A 22,314-nucleotide genomic window follows, 5' to 3' on the forward strand; every position below is an offset into this window, starting at 1 on the left:
CCTAGGGCGTGCACTCGCGCGCCGACGACAGAACGCAGTACGCGGCGCCGCGCATGGGCTCGGCCGGCCAGCTCGGGTAATCGTCGCCGTTAGCCGCCGTAGACAATGCCCGCGCCGGGCCCCAGCGGCAGGCCCAACGTCATCCAGACGATGAGCAGCAGCGTCCAGAACACCAGAAAAGCCAGCGAGAACGGCAGCATGATCGATATCAGCGAGCCGATGCGTATGTCTTCGTCGTAGCGCTGCGCATAGGCGATGATCAGCGCGAAGTAAGGCATCAGCGGCGTAATGATGTTGGTGGAAGAGTCGGCGACGCGATAGGCCATCTGGGTGAGCTCGGGTGAATAGCCGAGCTGCATCATGATCGGCACGAACACCGGCGCGAGGATGGCCCACTTGGCTGAGGCACTGCCGATGAACAGGTTCACGAAGCCCACGATCAGCACGAACAGAATCAGCAGCGGCGCCCCACCCAGGCTGATCGCCTGCAGCGCCTGCGCTCCATAGACGGCCATGAACACGCCAAGATTGGATTCGGCGAACCAGGCCACGAACTGGCCGGCGGTGAACGCCAGGGCGATGAACATGCCCATGCTGGCCATGGTCTGCGACAGATTCTCGGCCACGTCGCGGTCGTTCTTGATCGCGCCGATCACGATGCCGTACACCAACCCCGGTACGAAAAACACGATCATCAGCACCACGGCCAGCGAGTCCATGAACGGCGAGCGCACGATGCCCCCGCCCTCGCCGCGCAGCGGCGCGCCGGGCGGCACGACCAGCAACGCGAGCAGCGCGATGGTGACGAGTAGCGCGATGCCCGCCCACTTCATGCCGCGCTTTTCCTCGGCGGTGATGGCCGTGCTGGGGCGGTCGTGCCCGCCCTGTTCGTCGTTGCGATAGTCGCCCAGCCGCGGCTCGACCACGAACTGGCTGACCAGCGTGCCGACAACGGCGAGGAAGAAGGTGGAAACGATGATGAAGTAGTAGTTCATCGCCAGATTCATCGCATCCGCATAGGTCGGGTCGATGGTGCCGGCTGCTTCGATGGTGAGCTGACCGAGGTTGACGTCCACCGCGGAGAGCAACAGGTTGGCGCTATAGCCGGCCGAAACGCCGGCAAAGGCGGCCGCCAGCCCGGCGATGGGGTGGCGCCCGAGCGCGAGAAATATCATGGCACCGAGCGGCGGCAGCACCACATAGCCGGCGTCGGCGGCGACGCTCGACAGGATGCCGGCGAAGACAAGACCGAAGGTGATGAGCGATTTCGGGATCGAGAGGATAAAACCACGCAGCAACACGCTGATCAGGCCGGTGCGCTCGGCCATGCCGATACCGATCATGGTGGCCAGCACAACGCCCAGCGGCGCGAAGTTCATGAAGTTGTCGACCAGCGACCCGAAGATATAGCGGATACCTTCGCCGGAGAGCAGGTTCTCGATCGCCACCGGCGCGCCACCGCCCGGCGGCGCCACGGTCATGCCCAGCTGCGACAGCAGCGCCGAGACGATCGCCACAATCAACGCCAGCAAAGCGAACAACGGCACCGGATGCGGCAGACGGTTGCCCGTTCGCTCGATTCGGTCGAGCATCCGCTGGAGCAGATTGCTCGGTATTCCCCGCTCGTTCATCGTTTGATCCCCCGATGCGTTGACGATATCGCGCTGACAGCGCCGTGACTGTGGCAACCAAGGCAGCGGCACTGTTAGACATTACCCCGAGCGCCGGCCAGGCCCAAGCGCCTTCGCCGCTACGGCTCGTGGGTCGCTCGCGGTTCGCCGTGACGCCACGATCAACCAGAGCGAGCACAGCATCGGCGTGCGCGCAGGCGCTAATCAACTCTGAAAATCATCTATGTTTATATTCGATTGATAATTGCGCCATTACGGCAGCTCGCTGTTGTGGCGCTTTGAATCAACAGCTTGTGGCTCCTCTGGCATCATGAGCTTTGATCGATTTATCGCCCATGCCCAATCTGAGGAAGATACGTCATGCTGATGGCCGCAGCCGCCGTCCTCGTCGGCCTTGCCGTACTGATCTGGAGTTCGGAACGCTTCATCGAAGGTGCGGTGGGTACGGCCCATCACCTGCGCCTGCCTTCGTTCATCATCGGCACCGTGATTGTGGGCGTTGGCACTTCGGCGCCGGAATTTCTGGTGTCGGGGCTTGCGGCCTGGCAGGGCCAGCCGGGGCTGGCCATTGGCAACGCTTACGGTTCCAACATCGCCAATATCGGCCTGATTCTCGGCGTCGCCCTCTTGTTATCGCCCATGGCGGTTGGGGCGGGCATCGTACGCCGCGAAATGGCGCTACTAATCGTCGTCACCCTGATGTCGCGCTGGCTGATCGGCGACGGTTCGATCAGCCGCTTTGACGCTCTGCTGCTGGTGCTGCCCCTGATCGGCTATATCGCCGTCGTCGCCTTTGAAGCCCGCCGCAACCCGGCGCACGCTACGTCCACGGCACCCACGCCTGACGATACGCCCAGCGACGTGCCGCCATTCGGCCGCTCGCTGGTTTGGCTGGTCGTTGGTTTGGCGCTGCTTCTGGCCAGCTCGCGCCTGCTGGTATGGGGAGCAAGCACCATCGCGGGCGCGCTCGGCGTGAGCGATCTCGTCATCGGCCTGACCGTCGTGGCCGTCGGCACCTCGCTGCCCGAACTGGCCTCGTCGATCAGCGCGGTCCGTCGCCGCGCCTACGATCTGGTGCTGGGCAACGTCGTCGGCTCCAACCTGTTCAACACGCTAGGCGTGGTCGGCGTGGCCGGGCTCATCACCCCCATCGACGTGGATCCGAGCGTGCTGAGTCGGGACTGGCCGATCATGCTGGGCCTGACGCTGTTGCTGCTGGTCTTTGCAATGCGCTTTGGCAGCCGCCCCGCCCATCTGAACCGTATCGAGGGCGGCGTGTTTCTACTCTCGTTCGTCGCCTACACGGCATGGCTTGTGTTCGGCGCATTCACTGCCGCCGCATGAAGCCGGGTGCGAGGTAAAACCGCAGGGTGCTTGCCGCTTGTGGCCGCGCCACATACGCGCCACGCTTAGCAGGCCTTTTTGCAATCGCCCGGTATATCGTGAACTGCCCCTGCCAATCCGGCGTGCCTTATGACGAATGCTGCGCGCCCTACCACCGCGGAATGCCTGCCCCTACGCCGGAGGCGCTGATGCGCGCCCGGTATAGCGCCTATGCGCTGGGCGACGCGGCCTACGTCAAGACCAGCTGGCATCCCGACACGCGGCCGCAGACCCTGGATCTGGCCGCCGGCGATCGGTGGCTGGGCCTGAACGTGCTCAGCAGCGATGCCCAGGGCGACACCGGACAGGTGCATTTCCGTGCCACCTGCCGGAACTTCGAGGGCTTCGCCGTGCTCGAAGAGCGCTCGCGCTTTTTACGCGAACACGGCCAGTGGTTCTATCTCGACGGCGACCACGCGGTACATGTCCTCAAGCCCGGCCGCAACGACCCCTGCCCCTGCAACAGCGGCCGCAAGTTCAAGAAATGCTGTGCTAACTGACTGCGGCGAGCGGCCGGCTGCCCCCTATTTGGCCTTCACCGAATACCCGTCGCGCGGAAAATGCACGTGTAGCAGGCCGAACTGGTCGGTGTCACGCGCAAGGACGACGCGATCCTCGGTCACCGCGGCCAGCATGCCCGTGACCGGGATCCGGCCGTAGTCCGAGGGCGCCACTTCTACGGTAGTACCGATCGGTGCAGGCGTATCGGACACGCTTTCCGGCAACGGCCGGGGCTCGGCATCGCGGGCTGCGGCAAAGGCGCGTTCCTGGGTGATCTCTTCGCGCTGGCCGTGGCCGATTTCGCCCACGCGCTGGTACCAGGCCTCGACTTTTGGCCCGGCCTCGACCGGCCGACGATTGCAGGCGGCATAGAGCCAAAGCGGGTGGTAGGTGGCGAAATCCGCGACCGAAGGCGCATCGCCGCCGACCCAGGCGTGTTTTTCGAGCCGGTTTTCGAGATTGTCGAGGAGCGAGTTGAGCACGGCGCGGGCCTTGTCGCCCTTGGGCGCGCGTACTGTTCCACCTTTGACAAGGTCGATGCGGTCCTTGATGAACTTCACCGCGCCGATCGGCCCGAACATGCCCAGCATCGTGCCCAACAGGCGCGGCGTCGGCACGGCCCCGATGGCAGCGAAAAACGCCTTTTTCTGCGCCTGCTCCATCAGCGCGGCGGCCTCGGCATCGACGTTCGCGGGGTCGAGCGCGGGGCAATTGAGCATCGTCGCGAGCTCCGGGCCGATGAGCGCGGTATCGCAGAAGATGTCTGCGCCCACCTGGGCCACGGGAATACGGCGATAGCCACCGGTGAGCGGGTCGAGACTCGGCCGCGGCGGCTGCACCGGTGACAGCATCGACGACCAGCTTGCGCCGGCCAAACCGAGCATCAGCCGGACCTTTTCGGCATAGGGCGAGCTGTCGTAGTGATGCAGGATCAGAAAATCATTCATGACGGGCGTTTCTCAGTAGTTGCAAAGCGCGCGGGATGGCAGTGACCGCTGTGGTGCCGAGTGCCGCGAGGCACTCGGAACGTTAACACGCCATCTATGGTGACGCCCGCGCGCCGCGAACACGAGCACGAACCCAATCGGCATCGGCTCGCAGCAAGCAGAAATCCAACCTTCGACATGGATACCGGACGTTTTTCTTTACCTGCAGCCACAGCACAAGACAGCCGCTTGAACCGCCGATGGCAACGCGCTTTAAACCGATAGCCGGCTGTTGCGGCTAGGCTGCTACCGGTGCGTTTGGCGGCCGAAGGCCGGACTCGTTCGCGGCAACTGCCGGCTGCACGTACGCCCAATCACGCTCGGTAAGCGGCGCCAGCCCGTGCGCGCTACGGGCCCGGTCGCACTGCGGGCTCGGCTGGCCGAACTCCCAGCTCGCGGCGACGTCACGGCATACGCTGGGGCGCTGGTCATAAATCGTACAGCGGGCGTGCTGGCCGATATCCGCAGACAGCGCGACACAGCGCACCGGGCCATTGCGCGTTCCTTTCATTACCAGGCGATGAGGATCGAGCGTTTCCGTAAGCGCGGCCGGTACGCCGATGCCGTCGGACCGCTCCGTTTCAAGCCAGTGAAACGCCACACGAAAATGCGCACAGCACGCGCCACAACTCAAACACGGATGCATGATGATGGGTACCCGCGCTGCCCCGGCAGCGTCTCGATTGGCCGAATTATGAGCGACTTCCAGGCGCCGGTCGATAGGCCCGCGCCGTCGCTGGCCGCAAGACATGAAGAACTGGCAGCGGACCGGAGAGCACGGCGCCGACAGCGCTCGGCGTTGCACCCGATGTCGTGGGCAACGCCTGCCGGTCGGCCCCGGCCCGTGCATCCGGATTTGCCCTATTCGACTGCGCCCACCGCACGGCTCACTGCCGCGGCGTCGCTGTATTCAGCGTCGGGCAGCGCTTCGATCACGGTGCGCACCCCCAGGGTGGCCCCCTGTTGTTCTGCATGCTCGGCGAGCTGCTGCTTGCTGGCGGGATACGCCATCCCGCTCAGATAGGTCTGAATTTCTGCCGCGCTCGCGTGGTCGGGACGGGCCATGGGTCACTCCTCGGGAATAAAGCGACACCTTGCCAGCCATGACCGCGCCAGGGCCAGCCGTACCCGCCGTTCCGGCCGCCGAGGACCGTTTGCGCCTGGTCGGCGTCTCGCCGCGCCGCCGGTCACGGGCGGCCCAGCAGCATGCGCAGCGTATCGCCGTTGGCAACCAGGTCGCTCAGGTGATAACCGTCGAGCACCTCGAGGAACGCCTGCTGGGCCTCGGCGAGCGCGCGCTTGAGCGTGCAGGCCGGATCGATCGGACAAGTGGAACCCGGGCCGAAGCATTCGAGCAGACGCAGATTCTCGGTCTGGCGCACGAGCGCGCCGATATTGATCGATTCGGCGGGCACGGCCAGTGCGATCCCACCGCCGCGCCCGCGAAAGCTATCCAGATAACCCAGCTGGACAAGCGTCTGGGCCACCTTGGCTAGGTGATTGGCGGAAATGCCGTAGCGTGCGGCCGCATCCTGTACCCGCGCCGGCGATTCGTCCCGGCGTACGGCCACGAAGATGAGCAGACGCAGCGCGTAATCGGTATGCGTGGTGAGCTGCATGTGCTTGACCCCAAATCGGTAAACTATATACTTATTTTAAAAGGTAACTAAGATGCCACTTTAGGAGTGCAGCCATGCTCAGCGAACAACAGACGGCAACGATCAAGGCGACGGCCCCGGCCCTGGAGACCTGCGGCGAGACGCTGGCGCGCGACATGTATGCCCGCATGTTCAAGAACAACCCCGAAGTAAAACCCTACTTCAATCCCGCCCATCAACAGTCCGGGCGCCAACAGCGGGCCTTGGCGTCGGCGGTGTGTGCCTATGCGCAGTACGTCGACAACCCGGCCGCGCTCGCGGATGCGGTGGAGCTGATCGCCAACAAGCACGTGTCGCTGGGCATTCTCCCCGAGCACTATCCGATCGTGGGCAAGAACCTGCTGGAAGTATCGAAGCCGTCATGGGCGATGCCGCCACGCCCGAAGTGCTCGATGCCTGGGCGGCCGCCTATGCCCAGCTGGCCGATATCTTCATCGCGCGCGAGCACGCGCTTTACGACGCGCAACAGCAGCGCTATGGCTGGACCGGTTTGAAGCCGTTCGTGGTGGCCCGGCGCGAGCCAGCTTCGGACAATATCCTGTCGCTTTATCTGGAGCCGGAAGACGGCGCACCGCTGGCGGCCCAGCGGCCCGGGCAGTATGTCGCCGTGCACAGCACGTTGCCCGATGGCACTACGGCACTGCGAAACTACAGCCTGTCGAACGCGCCGGGTACGCCCTACTACCGCATTAGCGTCAAGCGCGAGGACGCTCCCAGCGACGCAGCGCCGGCCGGCGTGTTCTCGCACTATGCCCACGACCAACTCGCCGTGGGCGATCGCGTTCGGCTAAGCCCGCCCTGCGGGGAGTTCACCCTGGCGCCGGTCCCCCAGGACGGCCGCGCCCTGGTGTTGCTGGCGGGCGGCGTAGGCATCACGCCCCTTCTGTCGATGCTGCATGCCGCCCTTGCCGCGGCGCCGGATCGCCGGGTGGTTCTCGTTCAGGCCGTACGTAACGAAGGTCTGCGCCCGTTCGCGGCTGAACTGGCAACGCTGATCGAGGCCCACCCCAACTTCGAGCTGCACGTTCGTTACAGCGAGGACGTACCCCAGACGGTACCCGCAGCGGCACAGGCGAGCCCGGGTTTCATCGACGACGCGCTAATGGATGCCGTGGTCGGCGATAGGCCCGCCGAATACTACTTCTGCGGGCCGAACCCCATGCTGGCGCATGTATGCCGCATGCTCGACGCACGCGACGTTGGCCGCGAGCACATGCACTACGAGTTCTTCGGCCCGGCCGATTCGCTGGCGGCCGCCTAACGGCAGCGCTGACGAGCGCTTCGCCTCGGATCGCGGTCGGCGCGTACGGGCGACGTACTCGACCAGAAGCCATTGATCCGCGGGTTATGCCGATGCGTGGAGTTGGCCGCGGTGGGCGATCGACTGCATCGGCGCCCTGGCCCTTGCTGGCGTCAGCGGTAAGGCAAGGTCCGCTAAGGGCGTGTCGAACCGCCTGACTGGGGCGCGTCGTCCGTATCCCGTGCCGTATCGTCCAGCCCGTGTGTGCGTTCGCTGCGGTCCTGCTGGTCGGCGTCGTTTTCCGGCGGGTTGGCGTAGTAGCCCGAGTCCTCGCGGGCGGGGTCCAGCTGGTTGCGATCAGCCGCGACACCATTATCCGGCGTCGGCGTCGGCGTCGTCGCGCCGGCGCCCTCGGCCATGACGGCCGGGGCATCGGCGGCTTGCGAAGCGGCGGTGTCGGCGGCATGCGCCGCGCCCACGGCCAGCGATGCGCCCAGGGCAAGTAGGGTTGTACGAGCGATCATGGACAGCCTCCCGGGGTAACAAGGAACGCGCGCACGCGTCGGGCCTGGGCCGCCCATGAAAAAGGCGGTCACTGAAGACAATGACCGCCTTTCGCTCAAGTTGCCAGCCCTGTCGGGCCAGCGGCTTCGACGGAAGCCACGTTTATGTTTGCGGCTCCATCGCATAGCGCAGCACCGCCGCCACGCCCGTGTCCGTGGGCATCATGTGGCCCGGCACGAACTTCACGTCGCCGTCACTGGCGATGACGAACTCGGCGACCTTGTCGAGCACGTCGTCGGTGTAGCCGTCGCCCGCCGCGCCGTATGCGATACGGCCGTTGCTATCGACCGAGCCTTCGACGCGGGCGGTCTCGTCGATCAACAGCGTATCGATCTGGCCGATGGTGGCCGAGTAGGCGACCTCTTCGAGCGCGCTGGCACCTTCCTTGTGTGCGGCGCGTTCGTTGTAGCGTTCGATGACCTGTTCGATGTTGTCGCGGGTCGCACGCTCGGCGATCTCCCAGGCCTGTTCGCCGAGATTGCTCTGGCGGATGGCCTCGAACGGGTCGTGATTCAGACCGTTTTCGAGCAGATTGGGGTGCTCGCTGACTTCGCGATACAGCCCCTGATGCTCGGCCACGGCGGCCAGCACCAGCGGGCGAATCGTCTTGCCGTGGTAGGCCCGGATCGCCTTGTCGACTTCCTTGAAGTAGTTCTTCAGATCGGTGCTGTTGCTGCCGGCGCTCTCGGAATCCTTGCGGTTGGGCGAAGTATCGGGCTTGCCGAGTGCGTCGCCCATGCCGCGCGGCACCTCGCTATGCAGATCCACTTCGACGATTGCGTCCTGATTGGCATCGTAGAGCGCCACATCCTGCACGCTCACGCACAGCACCTGGTAGTCCATCCAGTTGGAGGCTGCGCGCAGCGCCGGACGCAGATGGAAGGAATCGGCCACGATGCCCTGGGCTTCGGCCGGACGGGTCATCATGCGGCGCACGGTAAGGCGCTTGGGCGAGGCGAATACGGCCAGCCCGTACTGCTGGTGCGTCCAGAACACCTCGTTGGCGCCGACGGATTCGAGCTGTTCGAGCAGCGCATCGCGTTCGTATTTGTCCATGTCGCGCTGTTCGAGCGCTTCGCCCACCTTCTTTACCTGATCCTTGTAGAGGATGCGGTTTTCTTCGCGGTAGTTGGATACCGGCGTGGTCGGCACATAGATGGTCACGCAGGGCGATTCGTCGGCCAGCGTGAGCGCGCTGATATCGCGCCATTGCAGCATGGGCGCATGGGTTTCCGGGCTTTCGTTATCTTTGGCATCGGTCATGATGATCGATCGGTCTCCAGACGTTGTTCGTATCGTGTCTTTGCTTACAAGACGTTGGTGCTGGCCCGCTGCGCTTTTTTCAACCGTTGATTTCGGTTCCCGCGCCGGCGGTCAGCCGATAGCCGCGGGCATACGCGGCGCCAACCCACGTTTTTGCATCCGCTTCATGGCAAAGTAAGCGCCGTTTTTCCGACCCGGCGCGTTGAATGAATCGCTTCTCCGATACCGCTTCCGCCTCGCCGCTGACCAACCCCCTGCTGCTGGTGATGGTGCTGGCTGCGTTCACGAGCGTGCTCAACAACAGCATGGTGAACGTCGCCATTCCGACCATCAGCACCGGGCTTAACGTCTCGCCCAGCCTGTCGGGGTGGGTGATCACGGCGTTTTCGATCGTGTTTGCCACCGGCGTGGCGCTGTATGGGCGGGTGTCCGACAGCTACAGCTTCCGGCTGACTTTTCTCTCGGCGCTGGTGATCTTCGGCATTGGCTCGTTGACCTGTGCGCTCGCCCCTAGCTTTGGCTGGCTGGTCGCCGGCCGAGCGATTCAGGCGGCCGGTGCCGCCGCGATTCCCTCGCTGGCATTCGGTTCGGTCGCCCGGCTGTTCGCGCCGGGCAAGCGCGGCGTGGTGTTCGGGACGCTGTCTTCGGCCATCGGGCTCGGCGCGGCTACCGGGCCGCTTATTGGCGGGCTTGGCGTGAGCGCCTTCAGCTGGCGCGTGCTTTTCTACGGCACGTTGACCGTGATCTGCCTGCTTTTCGTTGCCGCCTGGCGTTTCCTGCCCGACCTGAACGCCGAACGCGCACGCCAGCCCCATCGCTTTGCCCGTCTTGACCTGCCGGGCGGCCTGCTGCTCGCACTCGGCGCGGCCGCGCTGCTGTTCGGCGTGACCGCGGCCAACCATTCCGGGCTGGCCGCGCCCCAGGCCTGGGGCGCGCTGCTGCTGGCGGCCGCTCTGATCGCCCTGTTCGTGTGCCGTATCCGCACCGCGCGCCATCCATTCGCCCCGCCTGCTCTTTTCGGCAACCGCCAGTTTCTCTCGGCCGCCGCGATCGCCCTGCTCTCCCAGGCTGCGTTCATCGGCGGCGGTCTGTTTCTCACCCCGCTGCTGCTTATCAACCAGCTGGGCCTGAGCGCATTCGAAACCGGCCTGGTCGTTGCGCCGGGCGCGATTGCCGTTGCCCTGCTGGCGCCCACGATCGGGCGTCTGTCCGACAAATTCGGCCCGCGGCCGGTGCTGGGTATCAGCCTGACCTGGCTGCTGTGCGGGCTGTTATTCATGTCGTCGTTCGCCGTGGGCGCGGCGCCCTGGATGGTGACCATCGCGCTGGTGATCGCCAGCATTGGCTATGCGGGCGTCACATCGCCGGCGGCGAATGCGGCATCCAAGGCGTTGTCGCCCGAGATCGCCGGGGTGGGTTTCGGCATCTATCAACTGTTCTTCTTCATGGGCGCGGGCAGCGGTGCAGCGGTGTTCGGTTCGGTGCTCACCGCGCGCCAGCAGCAGGCCGCGCCGGCGTTGAATCCGTTCTACGAAGGCGCAGCGGCCACCGCCGCATTTTCGGATGCGTTCCTGGTCGCCTGCACGGCCGTACTGATGGCCATGGTGTTGCTGATCGGGCTCGGGCGAGGCGTACCCGCCAGCCCGGCGTCGACGTCGACGTCGACGTAGGCCAGACGTTGCGGCGCCGTTGCCCTAAGGGCGGTCTTTATGCCACCACGCCGGTGTCCGATCGATCGTAGTAAACCGTCTGGTCGCGCCCCCGGCATTTGGCTTCATAAAGGGCGTGGTCGGCACGCTCCATCCAGGCCTTGATGCTGGCGGCCGGCTCGAACGCAACCCCGCCGCTGACTCGGACCGGGCCATACTCGAGTGGGTGCGCCTCGAGCTGCGCGCGCAGCGTTGCATCCACTTCTTCCACTTCGGCCGGTCCCGCGCCGGGCAGAAGCACCGCGAACTCCTCTCCGCCGCATCGCCCGGCGGTACCGCCGCGTGCGTCCACGATCTCGCGCAGCACGCGCGAGAAAAACTTCAGCGTGGTGTCGCCATAGACGTGGCCATGGCTGTCGTTGACGTTCTTGAAGTGGTCCAGATCGTAAATGATGAGCGCGCCATGCTCGGCCGGCGTCGGGTCGGCCTTGCGACAATAGGCATCGGCCAGAGCATAGAACGAGCCGTGGTTGAACAGGCCGGTCAGGCTGTCGCGCAGACCGGCCTCACGCAGTTTTTCAGCATACTCGTTGAGCAACCGGTGTTCGCTTTCGAAACGGCGAAAGAACCCGGTCACCATCACCAGCAGCAGGATCACACAGATCGAGTAGGTGGCTGCCGCATCGATGGCATGGGCCGCCTTTGACGGATAGGGCTCGATCCAGTCGGGGAAACGATAATCCAGCCAGATCAGCACGTACGGCACGACCAGGAACAGCATCGCGATCAGCAGTCGTTGCACGGGCGCGACCAGCAGCAGACAGAACGCATAGCCGCCGACCGCCAGGAAGAGCAGCAGACTCGGCCCCTGGGTGCCCTGGTTATAGAACCAGTTGAGCGGGAGCAGGCCGATGGCCACCAGGCAGCTGGTCACCATCGCCGAATGGCGGGCATTGCGCCCGCGCCGCAGATGCGCCCACATGGCCAGCATCCCGGCACCGATGATCGTAACCAGCACGACATAGACCATGTCGGTCAGACCGGCAGAATAGTTGAGTATCGCCCCGCTGAAGCAGCCCACCGCGGCACAGAATAGAAAGCTTCGATTCATGCGCTGCTCGGGCGACTGCGTATCGCCCTCGATCAGCCGATGCCAGCGATCCAGTAACCCATGCCCCGACTCGTTTTCCGATCGCACGTCAAACCGTCCCCCGCCTGTGCCGTCGCTCGTGCCCTTCCCCTGCCGGCCAAAACACCGACAACGCAATCATACCGGTGCTGACTTTTTGGCGACGCGACGCAATCCTGCCCACGGCTGCGCCGATCGGCAAGACCCGGGCGCGAGCGGGTTGCCGCGCTTACCCACGAAGCACGCGGGCGGATCGCCCGTCCGATAGCGGATGCGCTCTCAGCGCGCCTATAATCGCACCGTCAATAAACAAGCGGCGGATGCCATGCGTACCGATCGATTCGCTCTGTCGACGGCCGGCCTTCTTGCGGGCACGCTCGTGCTGGCCCAGGCCGGGTGTGCAGGCACCGGCATGAGCACCGCCCAGTCGCCGGCGGTGCCGGCCGTCGAAATCGCCTGTAGCGACACGCCGGCCGCTGAATTGGTGGACGATGCCCGCAGCTACACGCTGCCCGACTCCGGCGGCAAGCTGTGGCTGGTGCCGTGCATACGCGGCGCCTACCAGACGAGCTACAACGCGGTATGGGCCCCTGACGATGGCGCGCCGCGCCGCCTGCTGTTCGCACAGTGGCGCAACGACAGCTGGACCGGCACGGCGGACCTGTTCGATCCCGAATTCGACGCCGAGTCCGGCGTGCTTTCCGACCGATACAAGGATCGCGGCATCGGCGACTGCGGCGGCGCGCGCCGCTGGCACTGGGACGGCTACGACTTCCGGCTAGTGGAATATCGTGCCCGAAGCGAATGCAACGGTTCGGCCGCCCCCTTCCCGGTCATCTTCGAAGCCCCGGCCGAGCGTTGATAACCCGGCATGAAACCGATGATTTTTCGGGCTGATCACGCGTGTGTGCGAGAGCGCGCACGCTCCGGCCAACGGTTTTGAAGCCATTGGGGCAAAGCACGCACAGGTACCGGCGTTTCTTTCGAAGGCGTTGCAACAGCTCACGCAGCTAGCTGTTTTGGTGCCCGATCAATAGTCCCGACCGGGTGGCTGCGCTGGGCGCCAAACGTCAGGGCCACTCGGCCGCGCAGTTGGGCGTTTCCCACACCACGATTTGCACCAGGCGGGCCCGGCCTGCGCTGCGTACGGCCACCCGCGGCGCCAGGCGTTCGAACCAGTGGCGCGCCAGGTTTTCCGCGGTTGGCGGGACGCCGATCACGTAGAGCTTTGTGCCCAGCGCGGTATCGTCCGGCAGGGCGAATCCCTGTTCGCGTACCACGGCGTCGAGCGCCTGCGCGAATTCGGCCGGGTCGGTGCCGGCCGGCGTAAACAGGGCCAGCAGGTCGGTGTCCGCCACTTCGGCGATGAAGCCGTGATCGCAGGGGCTATCGATCTCGCCAAGCATTTCGTCCTTTAGAAAGGCGAAATCCAGCACCATGCCGGCCTGCTCGCCCGTATCGGCCAGCTCACCGGCCTCGCAGACGGCTTCCACGGTATAGCGATGCCCGTGCAGATGGCGGCACTTGCTGCCGTGCAGGCGTATGCGATGGCCGGCGTCGATGCCGATCTGGCGACGAATACGATAGGCGGCGGTCAAGACGTCTCCAAACAGGTACTCGAATGGCTGCGGGCGGCGACCGTATCCCGGCTACGGCTATCGAGGAATACGGCGCCCTGGGCGCTGTCATTCTACGCAAGCCACGGCAACCACGGATGACGCGACAGGCGTGCTACCGATGTCGCCCCGGTACGAAAGCGCCTTATCCGACGGCCTGGCCACGGCTTTGCGCGGCCACGGCCAGCGCTCAGGCGATGCCGATCATCTTGTGGGTCTGTAACGACAGCCGCCATTGCGGCCGGCTTAGCGCGGTTTCGATACAGGTGGCCACGTTCGCTTCGCGGGCCGGGCCATCCATGGGCTGCAGATAGAAGCGATCGAACGCCAGCGTTTCGAACTCTTCCAGGGCGAAACCCGGCTGCGGCCAGACCAGCTTGAGCTCGTTGCCGTGGGTCTGGACCAGGGTACTGCCCGCCTTGGGGCTGACACAGACCCAGTCGATGGCCGCCGGCGCGTTCAGGGTGCCGTTGGTTTCTACCGCGATTTCGAAGCCCACTGCATGCAGCGCGTCGATAAGCGGTTCATCGAGCTGAAGCAAGGGCTCCCCACCGGTGCAGACGATATAGGGCCTACCGCCCGCGTTCGCGGTTTGGTCCCAGAGTTCGCGCGCGCGCTCGGCGAGCGCTTGCGCATGCTCGAAACGGCCCCCGCCGGGCCCGTCCACGCCGACGAAATCGGTATCGCAGAACTGGCAGATCGCCTTGTGACGATCCTTCTCGCGCCCGGTCCACAAGTTGCAGCCGGCAAATCGGCAGAACAACGAGGCGCGGCCGGTCTGTGCGCCCTCGCCCTGCAGGGTGAGAAACATTTCCTTGACGGCGTAGCTCATCGCTTATCGGCCCCGGCAGGCTCTTGGTGGCGCGTTGTAGCGCGGCGGGCTCGGGCAGGCATGGTGAATCTCTGGACAGCGTGACCGGCGCGCAGTGTAACCCGGACGGGTTCGCCCGCTCGACGCCTGGAGGCCGTTATTCCCGCGCAGCTCTCTGAAGCGGGGCCGCCGTGAGCGAAACCGGTCCGAGAGCCCGACTATGGATCGTAATCGCGGGCATTTCAGCCGGCGGGCCGGCGCAGGATGTCGGCCACCGCATCGCTGCGGTAGAAGTCCTCGAGGTGGCGGCGCAGCATCGGCTCCAGCATGCCGCGTGCCTTGAGCGCATGAACCACCTGGGGCACAAATCGCATGCCGTCGCGCAGGATCATATCCCGGGTCACCCCGATATCGGCCAGCAGGTCGGTCAGCGTCGCGTCGCGATAGGTCTCGAAGAACACTTCCACGCCGTTTTCTATGAGTTCGCGATAAATCGGCGTGCGGCGCAGGCGCTGCCAGTATTCGTAGCCGATCACGAACAGTTCTTCGATATCGAGCTGACCGGCGAAGTCGCGCACCGAGGCCACGGAGCGATGCTTGTGGTCGTCCCAGAATTCGAGCACGGCCTGGCGCAGTTCGTCGGACTCGAACGCCGCGCGCAGATAGGCCTCGCTAAGCCGGATGCCGCTGCGCGTATAGCGCTCCACATAGGCACGAATACCGCGCTCGACGGCCGCTCCGAGCCGGGCCGGCGCACGATCGAGTAACGCCCGCCCCGCCTTCATCGCAATCCCCGACCCCGGCACACGCCGAGCCATACGCTGGCCCTCGGCAAGATAGCCGCGCAGCCCCGAATACAGCAGCTGGGCCACCAGATTGGCGAACACCGGGTTGGCCACGGAATGATGGATGACCTCTTCGCGCAGCCGCTGCATTTCCAGCAGCTTGTCGAGCAGCTCCTCGAACTCGCGATCGGGCAGCAGTTCTGCCAGCGTGGTGTGTTCGTGGACCGGATGTTCGTAGATCGCCGCGGCGATATCGCCCACCAGCACCGGAATACCGCCGCCCAGTTTCATGTCGGCGGCGTAGTCGATCGCGGTTTGCTTGACCGCGGCTTCGCTGACGACATCGCCCAGGCGCAGCCGTGCGGCATCGGCGAGTACCCAGTCGACGCGCCGCTGATATTCGCGTTCGAGCGTTTCGCCCTGCAGGTGTGCGGCCAGATACGCGACGTGCGCATCGAGCAAGGCCTGGGCCCGGGATCCTGCGAATTCGTCAGCGTCCATTGGTGTCGTCCGTGTTCTGCAGGAGGGTCGCGGCAATGTTATCAGCAACGGCTGACACGCTGGCCCGGGCCCGACTGCGCCGGATCGTAGAAGGCGAACTGCTGGTTCGGGTCGATGGGCGAATCGGGCCCGGCCCGCATGGCCCGATACATCTTGTAGACGTTGGACAGCCGCTGATCGGGGCGTAGCCCGCCGATCTGACCGGTCCCGTCCGAAAAGATCAGTATGTTCTTTGCCATGCCGTCCCCCTTTCAGGCATGTCGCCCCCACCTACGGCGGCATTCAACTCTAGCGCAATCGCGCGCGAGGATCGCTACAACGGCCACTGTCCACGCCGGACGCACCGCGCTAGGCTGGCTTTCGCCGATTCCCGGGGGGTATTCGATCCGTGCCGACCATCATTGCCATCAATATCTGCGTTGTGGCCCTTGCGGTGTTCATCCACTATGAATTTCTCTACCGCATGACGCGGCTCATGCCGCGCCTGCCGGCCGCCCACCGATTTCGTATCGTGTTCGGGGTGTTCGGCGCGCTGTGCGCCCACGCGGTAGAAGTCTGGCTGTTCGCCCTGGCCTACTACGGCATGTTGTACTGGGGCGGCTTCGGCCACTTTGAAGGCCAGTTCAACGGCAGCCTGCTCGACTGCGCCTATTTTTCCTTTACCACGTTCACGACGCTGGGCTTTGGCGATATTCAGCCACTCGCCGGGCTGCGCTATCTCACCGGCATCGAATCGCTCACCGGACTGATGCTGATCACCTGGACGGCGTCCTTTCTGTATATCGAAATGCAGCGCTACTGGCGCACAAACGACCCGGCCGACGGCTGACACCGGCCCGTATCCGGCGGCGCCGGCGATCCTCGACCTTGTAATCACGGATGGCTGTATTCAGCATCGGCTCATATTGGCTGCGCATACTCGGGCGATCTTTCGATGCTTCGAGGTGTACTCATGCGTAGATTCGCCACTTTCGTCACGATCGCAACGCTCGCCACCGCCAGCCTGGGCATGCAAGGCTGCGTGCTGGCTGCCGCGGGCGCCGGCGCGGCCGGGGGCTACGCCGCCCATGAGGAAGGCTATCGCGTCCAGTCGCCGGTGAAGGAAGACGAGGTCGGTGGCTACAAAGGCCAGAACCCGGTCGTCCACGACGAAAGCAAGGACAAGACCCCGGAGTCGAGCAAGCGTCAGTAAGCCGTCGCACGTCTATCCGCCGCGGGCTGGCCCGCGGCGGATCGTCGGCTGCGACAACGACTGCCCATCGCGGCCCTAGATACAGGCTGGCGTTGCGGGTCAGTCCAATACCTCGACCGTCTGGCCGACCCGGATTTCGCCTTCGTTCTCGGCCACGAGATTCTGGCCGAAATACACCTGGTTGTCCTCGCCCTTGCGATACCGCAACAAGCTACGCATGGGCTCGCCGTCGGTACGGCGCTCACCGCGTGCCGGGTCGACCGTTATCATCACGCAGCGCGAACACGGCGCGTCGACCCGAAATAGCACGTCGCCGATACGGATACGCTGCCAGCCATCCTCCGCGAACGCGTCGGTATCGCTGACCACGACGTTGGGGCGAAACTGGGCCATCACGTGCGAGCCATCGGTACGCGCGTTGATGTCGGCCAGCGACGCTTCGCTGGTGAGCAGCAACGGATAGCCGTCCGCAAAGCTCACGCGAACGCCCAGCTTGTCGCGAAAACGCGATGACTGCTCGCCCAGCCACAGCAGATGAACGGGCTCGCCGACGATGCGGCTCACCCAGGCATCCAGGCGCAGAGTGGTTGTCCACGCGGGGAAATCGTCGGCCCACACGCCGGTCTCGAAACGCTGGCGTGCGAATTGCGCGACCGACTCGGCCACCGCGACCTGGTCGTCGTGAACCAGGGTCAGCCGGCTGCCGTCGAAGCGGGCCGTGATCGTCTGCAGAACGGGGTACCGGCGGGCGGTCACGAATGCGCCGTCGGGTTTGACCACCATGAAGCGCCGATCATGGGCCAGCCCTTCCTGCTCCACGCGGGCTGTAGCGAGAGCTTGCGCGGCGGTCGATTTCACTGGGTAGCGATAGATTGCAGCAAGGCTGGGCAAGGTATGTCTCCGTCGGCCGGCACGTGCAACAGCAGTATGGCGCGCGCCAGCCACGTCGCGGTTTACGTAGCGCAAATGATAGAACACCTGCCGCCTGGCTCAAGCCATGGGCACAGGCGGCGGGCATGGCCCGGGTGGCCAATACAGGCATAATTGAGCGGACGCTTTTCCTGCAACAAGACTGTAGTGGTCGATATATCCCGTAACCAACGCGCGCAGGGCCGATTCGAACATCTGGCGGCCCGTATCGCGCCGCATATCAGTCGAGACGGTTTCACGCCCACCGCCCTGGACGGCCTGTCGCTGCTCGGCTATGCCGGACGCACAATTCGTCAGCCGGAGGTCTACCAGCCGTCGCTGGTATTCGTCGCCCAGGGCGAAAAGACGGCCTATCTGGAAGATCGGGTCATCCACTACGGCGCCGGACACTATCTCGTCCAGGCCATGCCGGTGCCCTTCGAATGTGAAACACGCGGCGATAGCAAAGTGCCGGTGCTGGGGGCTTCGCTGCGCATTGACCCGGACGTGCTCGACGAGCTGGTCACTTCAATGCCCGAGCATGTCTGGCCGGCGACCGACCCTACCGCAACCGAATCGCTGCCGATGGCGGCCGTGGCGCTCGATTCGAACATGAGCGACGCACTGACACGGTTGCTCGACTGCCTCGATGACGAGCTTTCTGCACGGGCGCTGTATGCGGCTCGCGTGCGCGAGGTGATCTTCGAAGCCATGCGTGGCCCGCAGGGGCATCTGCTGCGACGGCTCATCCACGAGCGCGGCGCCTACGCGCGTATTGGCACCGCCATCAACCAGCTGCATACCGACTATGCCAGCTCGCTGTCGGTTACCGATCTGGCGGCGAGTGTGCACATGAGCGCATCGAGCTTTCACCACCACTTCAAGCGGGTCACGCGGCTGTCGCCGTTGCAGTATCAAAAGCGTATTCGCCTGCTGGCCGCCCGCGACCTACTTGCCAGCCAGGTGGAGAACGTGGCCGGCGCGGCGCATGCGGTGGGCTATGAAAGCGCCTCGCAGTTCTCGCGCGAGTACAAGCGCTATTTCGGCGTCGCGCCGACCCACGACCGCCCGCGCCAGGCTCATACCGGCACCCTGGCGCTCACCGATTCGGCCCGGGGCATCTCTACATAAGCTCTCGCGATTCGACGATCGCGACCATCGTCGGGCGTAGGTTGGATTAGCGCAGCGTCATCCAACAGGCAACGCCGCCCGGTAGCGCGAATCGCTTCGCGCAATCCAACACCGCCGCGAGTTGAGGTCCGGCCAACTTGCGGCGTACGGCCCAGGCCAATCCAGCGGCAGAACGAAGCGGTCTGTGCGAAAACGAACGCGAATGAACGCCAATGACGGGCGCATGCGGGAGCGGCGTTCGTTAACCGACGTGGCGTTACGGGCGTGGCCAGTTCTACCAGAGCGCGCCCAATACCCCGCTCGATTTGCGTGTATTCGCGTTCATTCGCGAACTGTCTTCGAGAACAAGTTGCCGTCGTACGAACACAAAAAAGCCCCCGGCACGACGTGCCGGGGGCTTTCACGACGTCACGCGGACGACGTTCGCGCAGAGGCGCTATTGCGCGATCATCAGCGATTTGCTGTTGACGAACTCACGCATGCCGAAGCCGCCGTGTTCGCGACCATAGCCACTATCCTTGACGCCACCGAAGGGCAGGTTCGGCTGGGCGATATAGTAGCCGTTGATGCTGACCATGCCGGTATCGAAATGATCCCGGGCCAGCAGTTCGGCACGCTTTTCGTCTTCCGAGAAGATGCCGCCGCCCAGACCGTAGACCGAATCGTTGGCGATACGGATCGCGTCGGCCTCGTCCTTGGCACGGATGAGCGAGGCCACCGGGCCGAACAGCTCGCCGTCATAGGCCGGCATGCCGGGGGTGACGTTTTCGAGCACGGTCACCGGGTAGAAATAGCCCTCACGATCGGGCACTTCGCCGCCGGTGAGGCAGGTTGCGCCCTTCTCGATCGATTCCTTGACCTGGGCATGCAGGTTGTCGCGCAGGTCTTCGCGGGCGATCGGGCCGAGCTGGGTGTTCTTGTCGCTCGGGTCGCCGAACTCGATCTGCTTCATCTTGGCGAGATAGGCATCCCGGAACTGCTCGTAGACCGCATCCACAACAACGAAGCGCTTGGCCGCAACACAGGTCTGGCCGTTGTTGTTGATACGACCGGTCACGCAGGCATCCACGGCCTTGTCGATATCGGCATCCTCGAGCACCAGAAAGGCGTCGTTGCTGCCGAGTTCGAGCACCGTCTTCTTGAGATGCTCGCCGGCGGCCGAGGCGATCTTGCGGCCGGTCGCGGCACTGCCGGTGAAGGTCACACCGCGTACGAGTTTGTGCTCGGTGACCTGACTGGCCTGGTCTTCCTGGATATAGAGCACGTTGAACACGTTCTCGGGGACACCGGCTTCACGGAAGATGTCTTCCAGCGCTTCGGCACAGCCCCAGACGTTGGGTGCATGCTTGAGCAGCACGGTGTTGCCCGCCATCAGGTTGGCGATGGTATAGCGGATGACCTGATAGAACGGGAAGTTCCACGGCTGGATGCCGAAGATCACGCCGATCGGCTGATGGCTGACCAGGGCACGCCCGCCCGGCAGGTCGCGTTCTTCGTCGGCGAGGAACGTCGCCGCATTGTCGGCGCTGTAGTCGCAGATGCCCTTGCACAGCTTGAGCTCGCCGGGCGCCTGGCTGATCGGCTTGCCCATTTCCTCGGTAATGAGGCTGGACAGACGATCCTGATTCGCAACCAGCAGTTCGCCGACCTTACGGATCAGCTTGCCGCGTTCGTCGAAGGAGCGCTGCTTCCAGTCGAGAAAGGCCTCGTGGGTCTTTTCGATCTTGTCCTGCAGCTGCTGGTCGGAAATCGTGTCGAATTCCCGGATGACCTGACCGGTCGCCGGGTTGATGGTCTTGACGGTGTTAGCCACGTAGCCTCCATACAGGCTATGAATGAACACCCCCGAGCATAGTGGTATTCGCAAGCCGTTGCTTATCGCAGGCTGTCGATTGTTTGCCCGATCCTCCAACCACGCGGTTAATGACGGTCGGCGCCGATATCCAGCAGGGATACGAACAGCGAAATCACGATCAGGCTGAACAGGAAACTGAATGCGCTCTGGGCCATTACGAGCATCCATGTATCCAGATCCAGCGGCCGGTAGGCACCGCTCATCGAGAACTGGACGGATAGCGACTGGACCAGCGCATGACCGCCCTCGAGCATGCCGGATTGTCCATGCGACGTTTCGAAGCGGCCCATCTTGGTATACACGAAAGCCATCAGAAAGGCGGCCGTCGCATAGTTTTCCAGCGCCAGCACGATAGTCCGACCGGTGGCGGCCACGATACGGCCGGGCGTGATCTTGCAGCGCCCGAAAAGGATGACGCCGATTTCCTTGTTGAGTATGCCGGCCACGCGCAGCAACGCCGGCACGGCGAGCCATGCCGCCAGATGTTCATGCTGCCACCACAGCAGTGCGGCCAATACCAGCCAGCCGACGATATAGGCCTCCGAGGCCACATAGCGAGCCCGTCGCCAGCCTGCGCCCTGCGCGCGCTCCAGGCGCGCCATACCCGCATCCAGCCAGGCATAGGGCGACAGCCGGTAGAGGGCGACCACCAGCCACTCGATCAGACGAGTACTGTTCATTCGGCGCCCGAGTCCAGCGCGACCGCGTCGCCCGGATAGATCGGCGTCATGCTCGCCGGCGCCTGATCGGCCCGACCATAGCCAGTAATCCATACCCGATGTGTTGGCCGGCCCGCGATATACGCCGCGACCGTGTCGAAATCGGCGTGCTCGTCGTTGCCGGTGGCACGGGCATCGAGTATTACGTTGGGCGCGGCGAACAGCCGGTCGTAGTAGTCGGTATCGACCGCCGAGTCGCCGCCGTAGCCCAGAATCGGCTCGCCGTCGAGGCTGGCAACGAAACCGAAGCAGGGTTCGCTGTGACGCGCGCGCAGCAAACACAGCGACAACCGTGGGGTTAACGGCCACGCCTGCCCCGCTGGCGTATCGACCCAGTCGCAGAACGCAGCCAGCGGCTCGCCCGTACTTTCCAGTTCGTGCAGGCGGTGTGCTTTAAGGCGTACCCCGACCGCCGGCTCGGCGACAACGCGCAGGCGACGCCCAGCCGCCGCTTCGGCGGCGAGTACCACCGGCAATTCACCCGCGTGATCGCTGTGGTTGTGGGTGACCAGAATCGTATCGGGAATCGCGCCCAGCCATCGCTTGCAGGCCTGCACCACGCCAAAGCCGATATCCACCAGCAGCACGTCATGGCCGTTCATTCTCAGGCTGATGGCACTGCTGGGCTCGCCGTCGTAAACGGCGGTCGCGCCGCGCCCCGTGCCAAGGCACAGGAACGACAGGCCGGCATCTTTGCTGGACATGATCACTACTCGGCAACGCAGTCAGCCGCGCATGATAGCGAACACGTGCCCCGCGCAGGTTGCCGGCGTGCGCGGCGAGCGGGCAAC

Annotated in this window: 24 protein-coding genes and 1 pseudogene; 9 read left to right on the forward strand and 16 right to left on the reverse strand. The window is 64.6% G+C overall.

Translation table 11 applies throughout. The annotated features are described in order from the left end of the window. Positions 1-89: 89 nt before the first annotated feature. Positions 90-1,631 carry an AbgT family transporter gene (locus C84B14_RS14095; protein WP_353225018.1) on the reverse strand — a complete coding sequence of 514 codons (1,542 nt, stop codon included), beginning with the start codon at positions 1,629-1,631 and terminating at the stop codon, positions 90-92. Between the two features lie 360 nt (positions 1,632-1,991). On the opposite strand from C84B14_RS14095, the gene C84B14_RS14100 reads away from it, so the two are divergent. Both C84B14_RS14100 and C84B14_RS14105 read left to right on the forward strand, forming a co-directional pair. Continuing rightward, the gene (locus tag C84B14_RS14100; RefSeq protein WP_353225020.1) at positions 1,992-2,975 is read left to right on the forward strand and encodes a calcium/sodium antiporter; all 984 of its coding nucleotides are present in this window, start codon (positions 1,992-1,994) and stop codon (positions 2,973-2,975) included. A 98-nt stretch (positions 2,976-3,073) separates the two neighbouring features. Continuing rightward, the gene (locus C84B14_RS14105; protein WP_353225022.1) at positions 3,074-3,514 is read left to right on the forward strand and encodes a YchJ family protein; all 441 of its coding nucleotides are present in this window, start codon (positions 3,074-3,076) and stop codon (positions 3,512-3,514) included. A 24-nt stretch (positions 3,515-3,538) separates the two neighbouring features. Here the strand turns inward: C84B14_RS14105 and C84B14_RS14110 are convergent, their stop codons facing one another. From C84B14_RS14110 to C84B14_RS14125, 4 genes are all read right to left on the reverse strand, one after another. After that, positions 3,539-4,462, reverse strand: coding sequence for a glutathione S-transferase family protein (locus C84B14_RS14110; protein ID WP_353225024.1), 924 nt, complete (start codon positions 4,460-4,462; stop codon positions 3,539-3,541). A gap of 277 nt (positions 4,463-4,739) precedes the next feature. After that, positions 4,740-5,150 carry a YkgJ family cysteine cluster protein gene (locus C84B14_RS14115; RefSeq protein WP_348765863.1) on the reverse strand — a complete coding sequence of 137 codons (411 nt, stop codon included), beginning with the start codon at positions 5,148-5,150 and terminating at the stop codon, positions 4,740-4,742. 212 nt (positions 5,151-5,362) lie between these two features. Then, a complete protein-coding gene (locus C84B14_RS14120) occupies positions 5,363-5,566 on the reverse strand; it encodes a DUF2795 domain-containing protein (protein WP_353225026.1) in 204 nt (67 codons plus the stop codon). A 122-nt stretch (positions 5,567-5,688) separates the two neighbouring features. Continuing rightward, positions 5,689-6,120: an RrF2 family transcriptional regulator gene (locus tag C84B14_RS14125; protein WP_353225027.1), complete on the reverse strand. Its 432-nt coding sequence runs from the start codon at positions 6,118-6,120 to the stop codon at positions 5,689-5,691. 74 nt (positions 6,121-6,194) lie between these two features. Between C84B14_RS14125 and C84B14_RS14130 the strand changes: the two genes are divergently transcribed. Both C84B14_RS14130 and C84B14_RS14135 read left to right on the forward strand, forming a co-directional pair. Beyond that, on the forward strand, positions 6,195-6,653 hold the full coding sequence (locus C84B14_RS14130; protein WP_353225029.1) for a globin domain-containing protein: 459 nt from the start codon (positions 6,195-6,197) through the stop codon (positions 6,651-6,653). 113 nt (positions 6,654-6,766) lie between these two features. Continuing rightward, complete coding sequence (locus C84B14_RS14135; RefSeq protein WP_502949913.1) at positions 6,767-7,420, forward strand: FAD-binding oxidoreductase; 654 nt, start codon at positions 6,767-6,769, stop codon at positions 7,418-7,420. A gap of 173 nt (positions 7,421-7,593) precedes the next feature. On the opposite strand, the gene C84B14_RS14140 is transcribed toward C84B14_RS14135, so the two are convergent. Both C84B14_RS14140 and C84B14_RS14145 read right to left on the reverse strand, forming a co-directional pair. After that, positions 7,594-7,923 carry a hypothetical protein gene (locus C84B14_RS14140; RefSeq protein WP_353225031.1) on the reverse strand — a complete coding sequence of 110 codons (330 nt, stop codon included), beginning with the start codon at positions 7,921-7,923 and terminating at the stop codon, positions 7,594-7,596. 142 nt (positions 7,924-8,065) lie between these two features. Then, positions 8,066-9,226 (reverse strand): baeRF3 domain-containing protein, encoded by a 1,161-nt coding sequence (locus C84B14_RS14145; RefSeq protein WP_353225033.1) that lies wholly within the window; start codon positions 9,224-9,226, stop codon positions 8,066-8,068. Between the two features lie 206 nt (positions 9,227-9,432). Between C84B14_RS14145 and C84B14_RS14150 the strand changes: the two genes are divergently transcribed. Further along, positions 9,433-10,896 carry an MFS transporter gene (locus C84B14_RS14150; RefSeq protein WP_353225035.1) on the forward strand — a complete coding sequence of 488 codons (1,464 nt, stop codon included), beginning with the start codon at positions 9,433-9,435 and terminating at the stop codon, positions 10,894-10,896. Between the two features lie 37 nt (positions 10,897-10,933). Here the strand turns inward: C84B14_RS14150 and C84B14_RS14155 are convergent, their stop codons facing one another. Beyond that, positions 10,934-12,073, reverse strand: coding sequence for a GGDEF domain-containing protein (locus C84B14_RS14155; RefSeq protein WP_353225037.1), 1,140 nt, complete (start codon positions 12,071-12,073; stop codon positions 10,934-10,936). 256 nt (positions 12,074-12,329) lie between these two features. Here C84B14_RS14155 and C84B14_RS14160 point away from each other — a divergent pair, with 256 nt between their 5' ends. Then, entirely contained in the window at positions 12,330-12,866 is a 537-nt protein-coding gene (locus tag C84B14_RS14160) for a DUF1176 domain-containing protein (RefSeq protein ID WP_353225039.1), read from the forward strand. Between the two features lie 208 nt (positions 12,867-13,074). Here the strand turns inward: C84B14_RS14160 and C84B14_RS14165 are convergent, their stop codons facing one another. The 4 genes and pseudogenes from C84B14_RS14165 to C84B14_RS14180 all read right to left on the reverse strand — a co-directional run. Further along, complete coding sequence (locus C84B14_RS14165; RefSeq protein WP_353225041.1) at positions 13,075-13,602, reverse strand: 6-carboxytetrahydropterin synthase; 528 nt, start codon at positions 13,600-13,602, stop codon at positions 13,075-13,077. Between the two features lie 208 nt (positions 13,603-13,810). Beyond that, positions 13,811-14,452 (reverse strand): 7-carboxy-7-deazaguanine synthase, encoded by a 642-nt coding sequence (queE, locus tag C84B14_RS14170; protein WP_353225043.1) that lies wholly within the window; start codon positions 14,450-14,452, stop codon positions 13,811-13,813. Between the two features lie 221 nt (positions 14,453-14,673). Then, positions 14,674-15,717: a hypothetical protein gene (locus C84B14_RS14175; RefSeq protein WP_353225045.1), complete on the reverse strand. Its 1,044-nt coding sequence runs from the start codon at positions 15,715-15,717 to the stop codon at positions 14,674-14,676. 80 nt (positions 15,718-15,797) lie between these two features. Next, positions 15,798-15,956, reverse strand: a pseudogene (locus tag C84B14_RS14180) (phospholipase effector Tle1 domain-containing protein); the annotation flags it as partial. A gap of 149 nt (positions 15,957-16,105) precedes the next feature. Here C84B14_RS14180 and C84B14_RS14185 point away from each other — a divergent pair. Next, positions 16,106-16,546 (forward strand): potassium channel family protein, encoded by a 441-nt coding sequence (locus C84B14_RS14185; protein WP_353225047.1) that lies wholly within the window; start codon positions 16,106-16,108, stop codon positions 16,544-16,546. Positions 16,547-16,669: 123 nt separating this feature from the next. Next, positions 16,670-16,909: a hypothetical protein gene (locus C84B14_RS14190; RefSeq protein ID WP_353225049.1), complete on the forward strand. Its 240-nt coding sequence runs from the start codon at positions 16,670-16,672 to the stop codon at positions 16,907-16,909. A 99-nt stretch (positions 16,910-17,008) separates the two neighbouring features. Here C84B14_RS14190 and C84B14_RS14195 read toward each other — a convergent pair whose 3' ends face one another. Further along, positions 17,009-17,854 (reverse strand): MOSC domain-containing protein, encoded by an 846-nt coding sequence (locus tag C84B14_RS14195; RefSeq protein ID WP_353225151.1) that lies wholly within the window; start codon positions 17,852-17,854, stop codon positions 17,009-17,011. Between the two features lie 132 nt (positions 17,855-17,986). Here C84B14_RS14195 and C84B14_RS14200 point away from each other — a divergent pair, with 132 nt between their 5' ends. Beyond that, positions 17,987-18,949: an AraC family transcriptional regulator gene (locus tag C84B14_RS14200; protein ID WP_353225051.1), complete on the forward strand. Its 963-nt coding sequence runs from the start codon at positions 17,987-17,989 to the stop codon at positions 18,947-18,949. 436 nt (positions 18,950-19,385) lie between these two features. On the opposite strand, the gene C84B14_RS14205 is transcribed toward C84B14_RS14200, so the two are convergent. From C84B14_RS14205 to C84B14_RS14215, 3 genes are all read right to left on the reverse strand, one after another. Further along, positions 19,386-20,762: an NAD-dependent succinate-semialdehyde dehydrogenase gene (locus tag C84B14_RS14205; protein ID WP_348765850.1), complete on the reverse strand. Its 1,377-nt coding sequence runs from the start codon at positions 20,760-20,762 to the stop codon at positions 19,386-19,388. A 107-nt stretch (positions 20,763-20,869) separates the two neighbouring features. After that, complete coding sequence (locus C84B14_RS14210) at positions 20,870-21,484, reverse strand: hypothetical protein (RefSeq protein ID WP_353225052.1); 615 nt, start codon at positions 21,482-21,484, stop codon at positions 20,870-20,872. Continuing rightward, positions 21,481-22,227, reverse strand: a complete 747-nt coding sequence (locus tag C84B14_RS14215; protein WP_353225054.1) for an MBL fold metallo-hydrolase — start codon at positions 22,225-22,227, stop codon at positions 21,481-21,483. The genes C84B14_RS14210 and C84B14_RS14215 overlap by 4 nt, the downstream gene beginning before the upstream one ends. Between the last annotated feature and the right edge of the window lie 87 nt (positions 22,228-22,314).

This window comes from Salinisphaera sp. C84B14 (assembly GCF_040361435.1).
Classification (GTDB): Bacteria; Pseudomonadota; Gammaproteobacteria; order Nevskiales; family Salinisphaeraceae; genus Salinisphaera.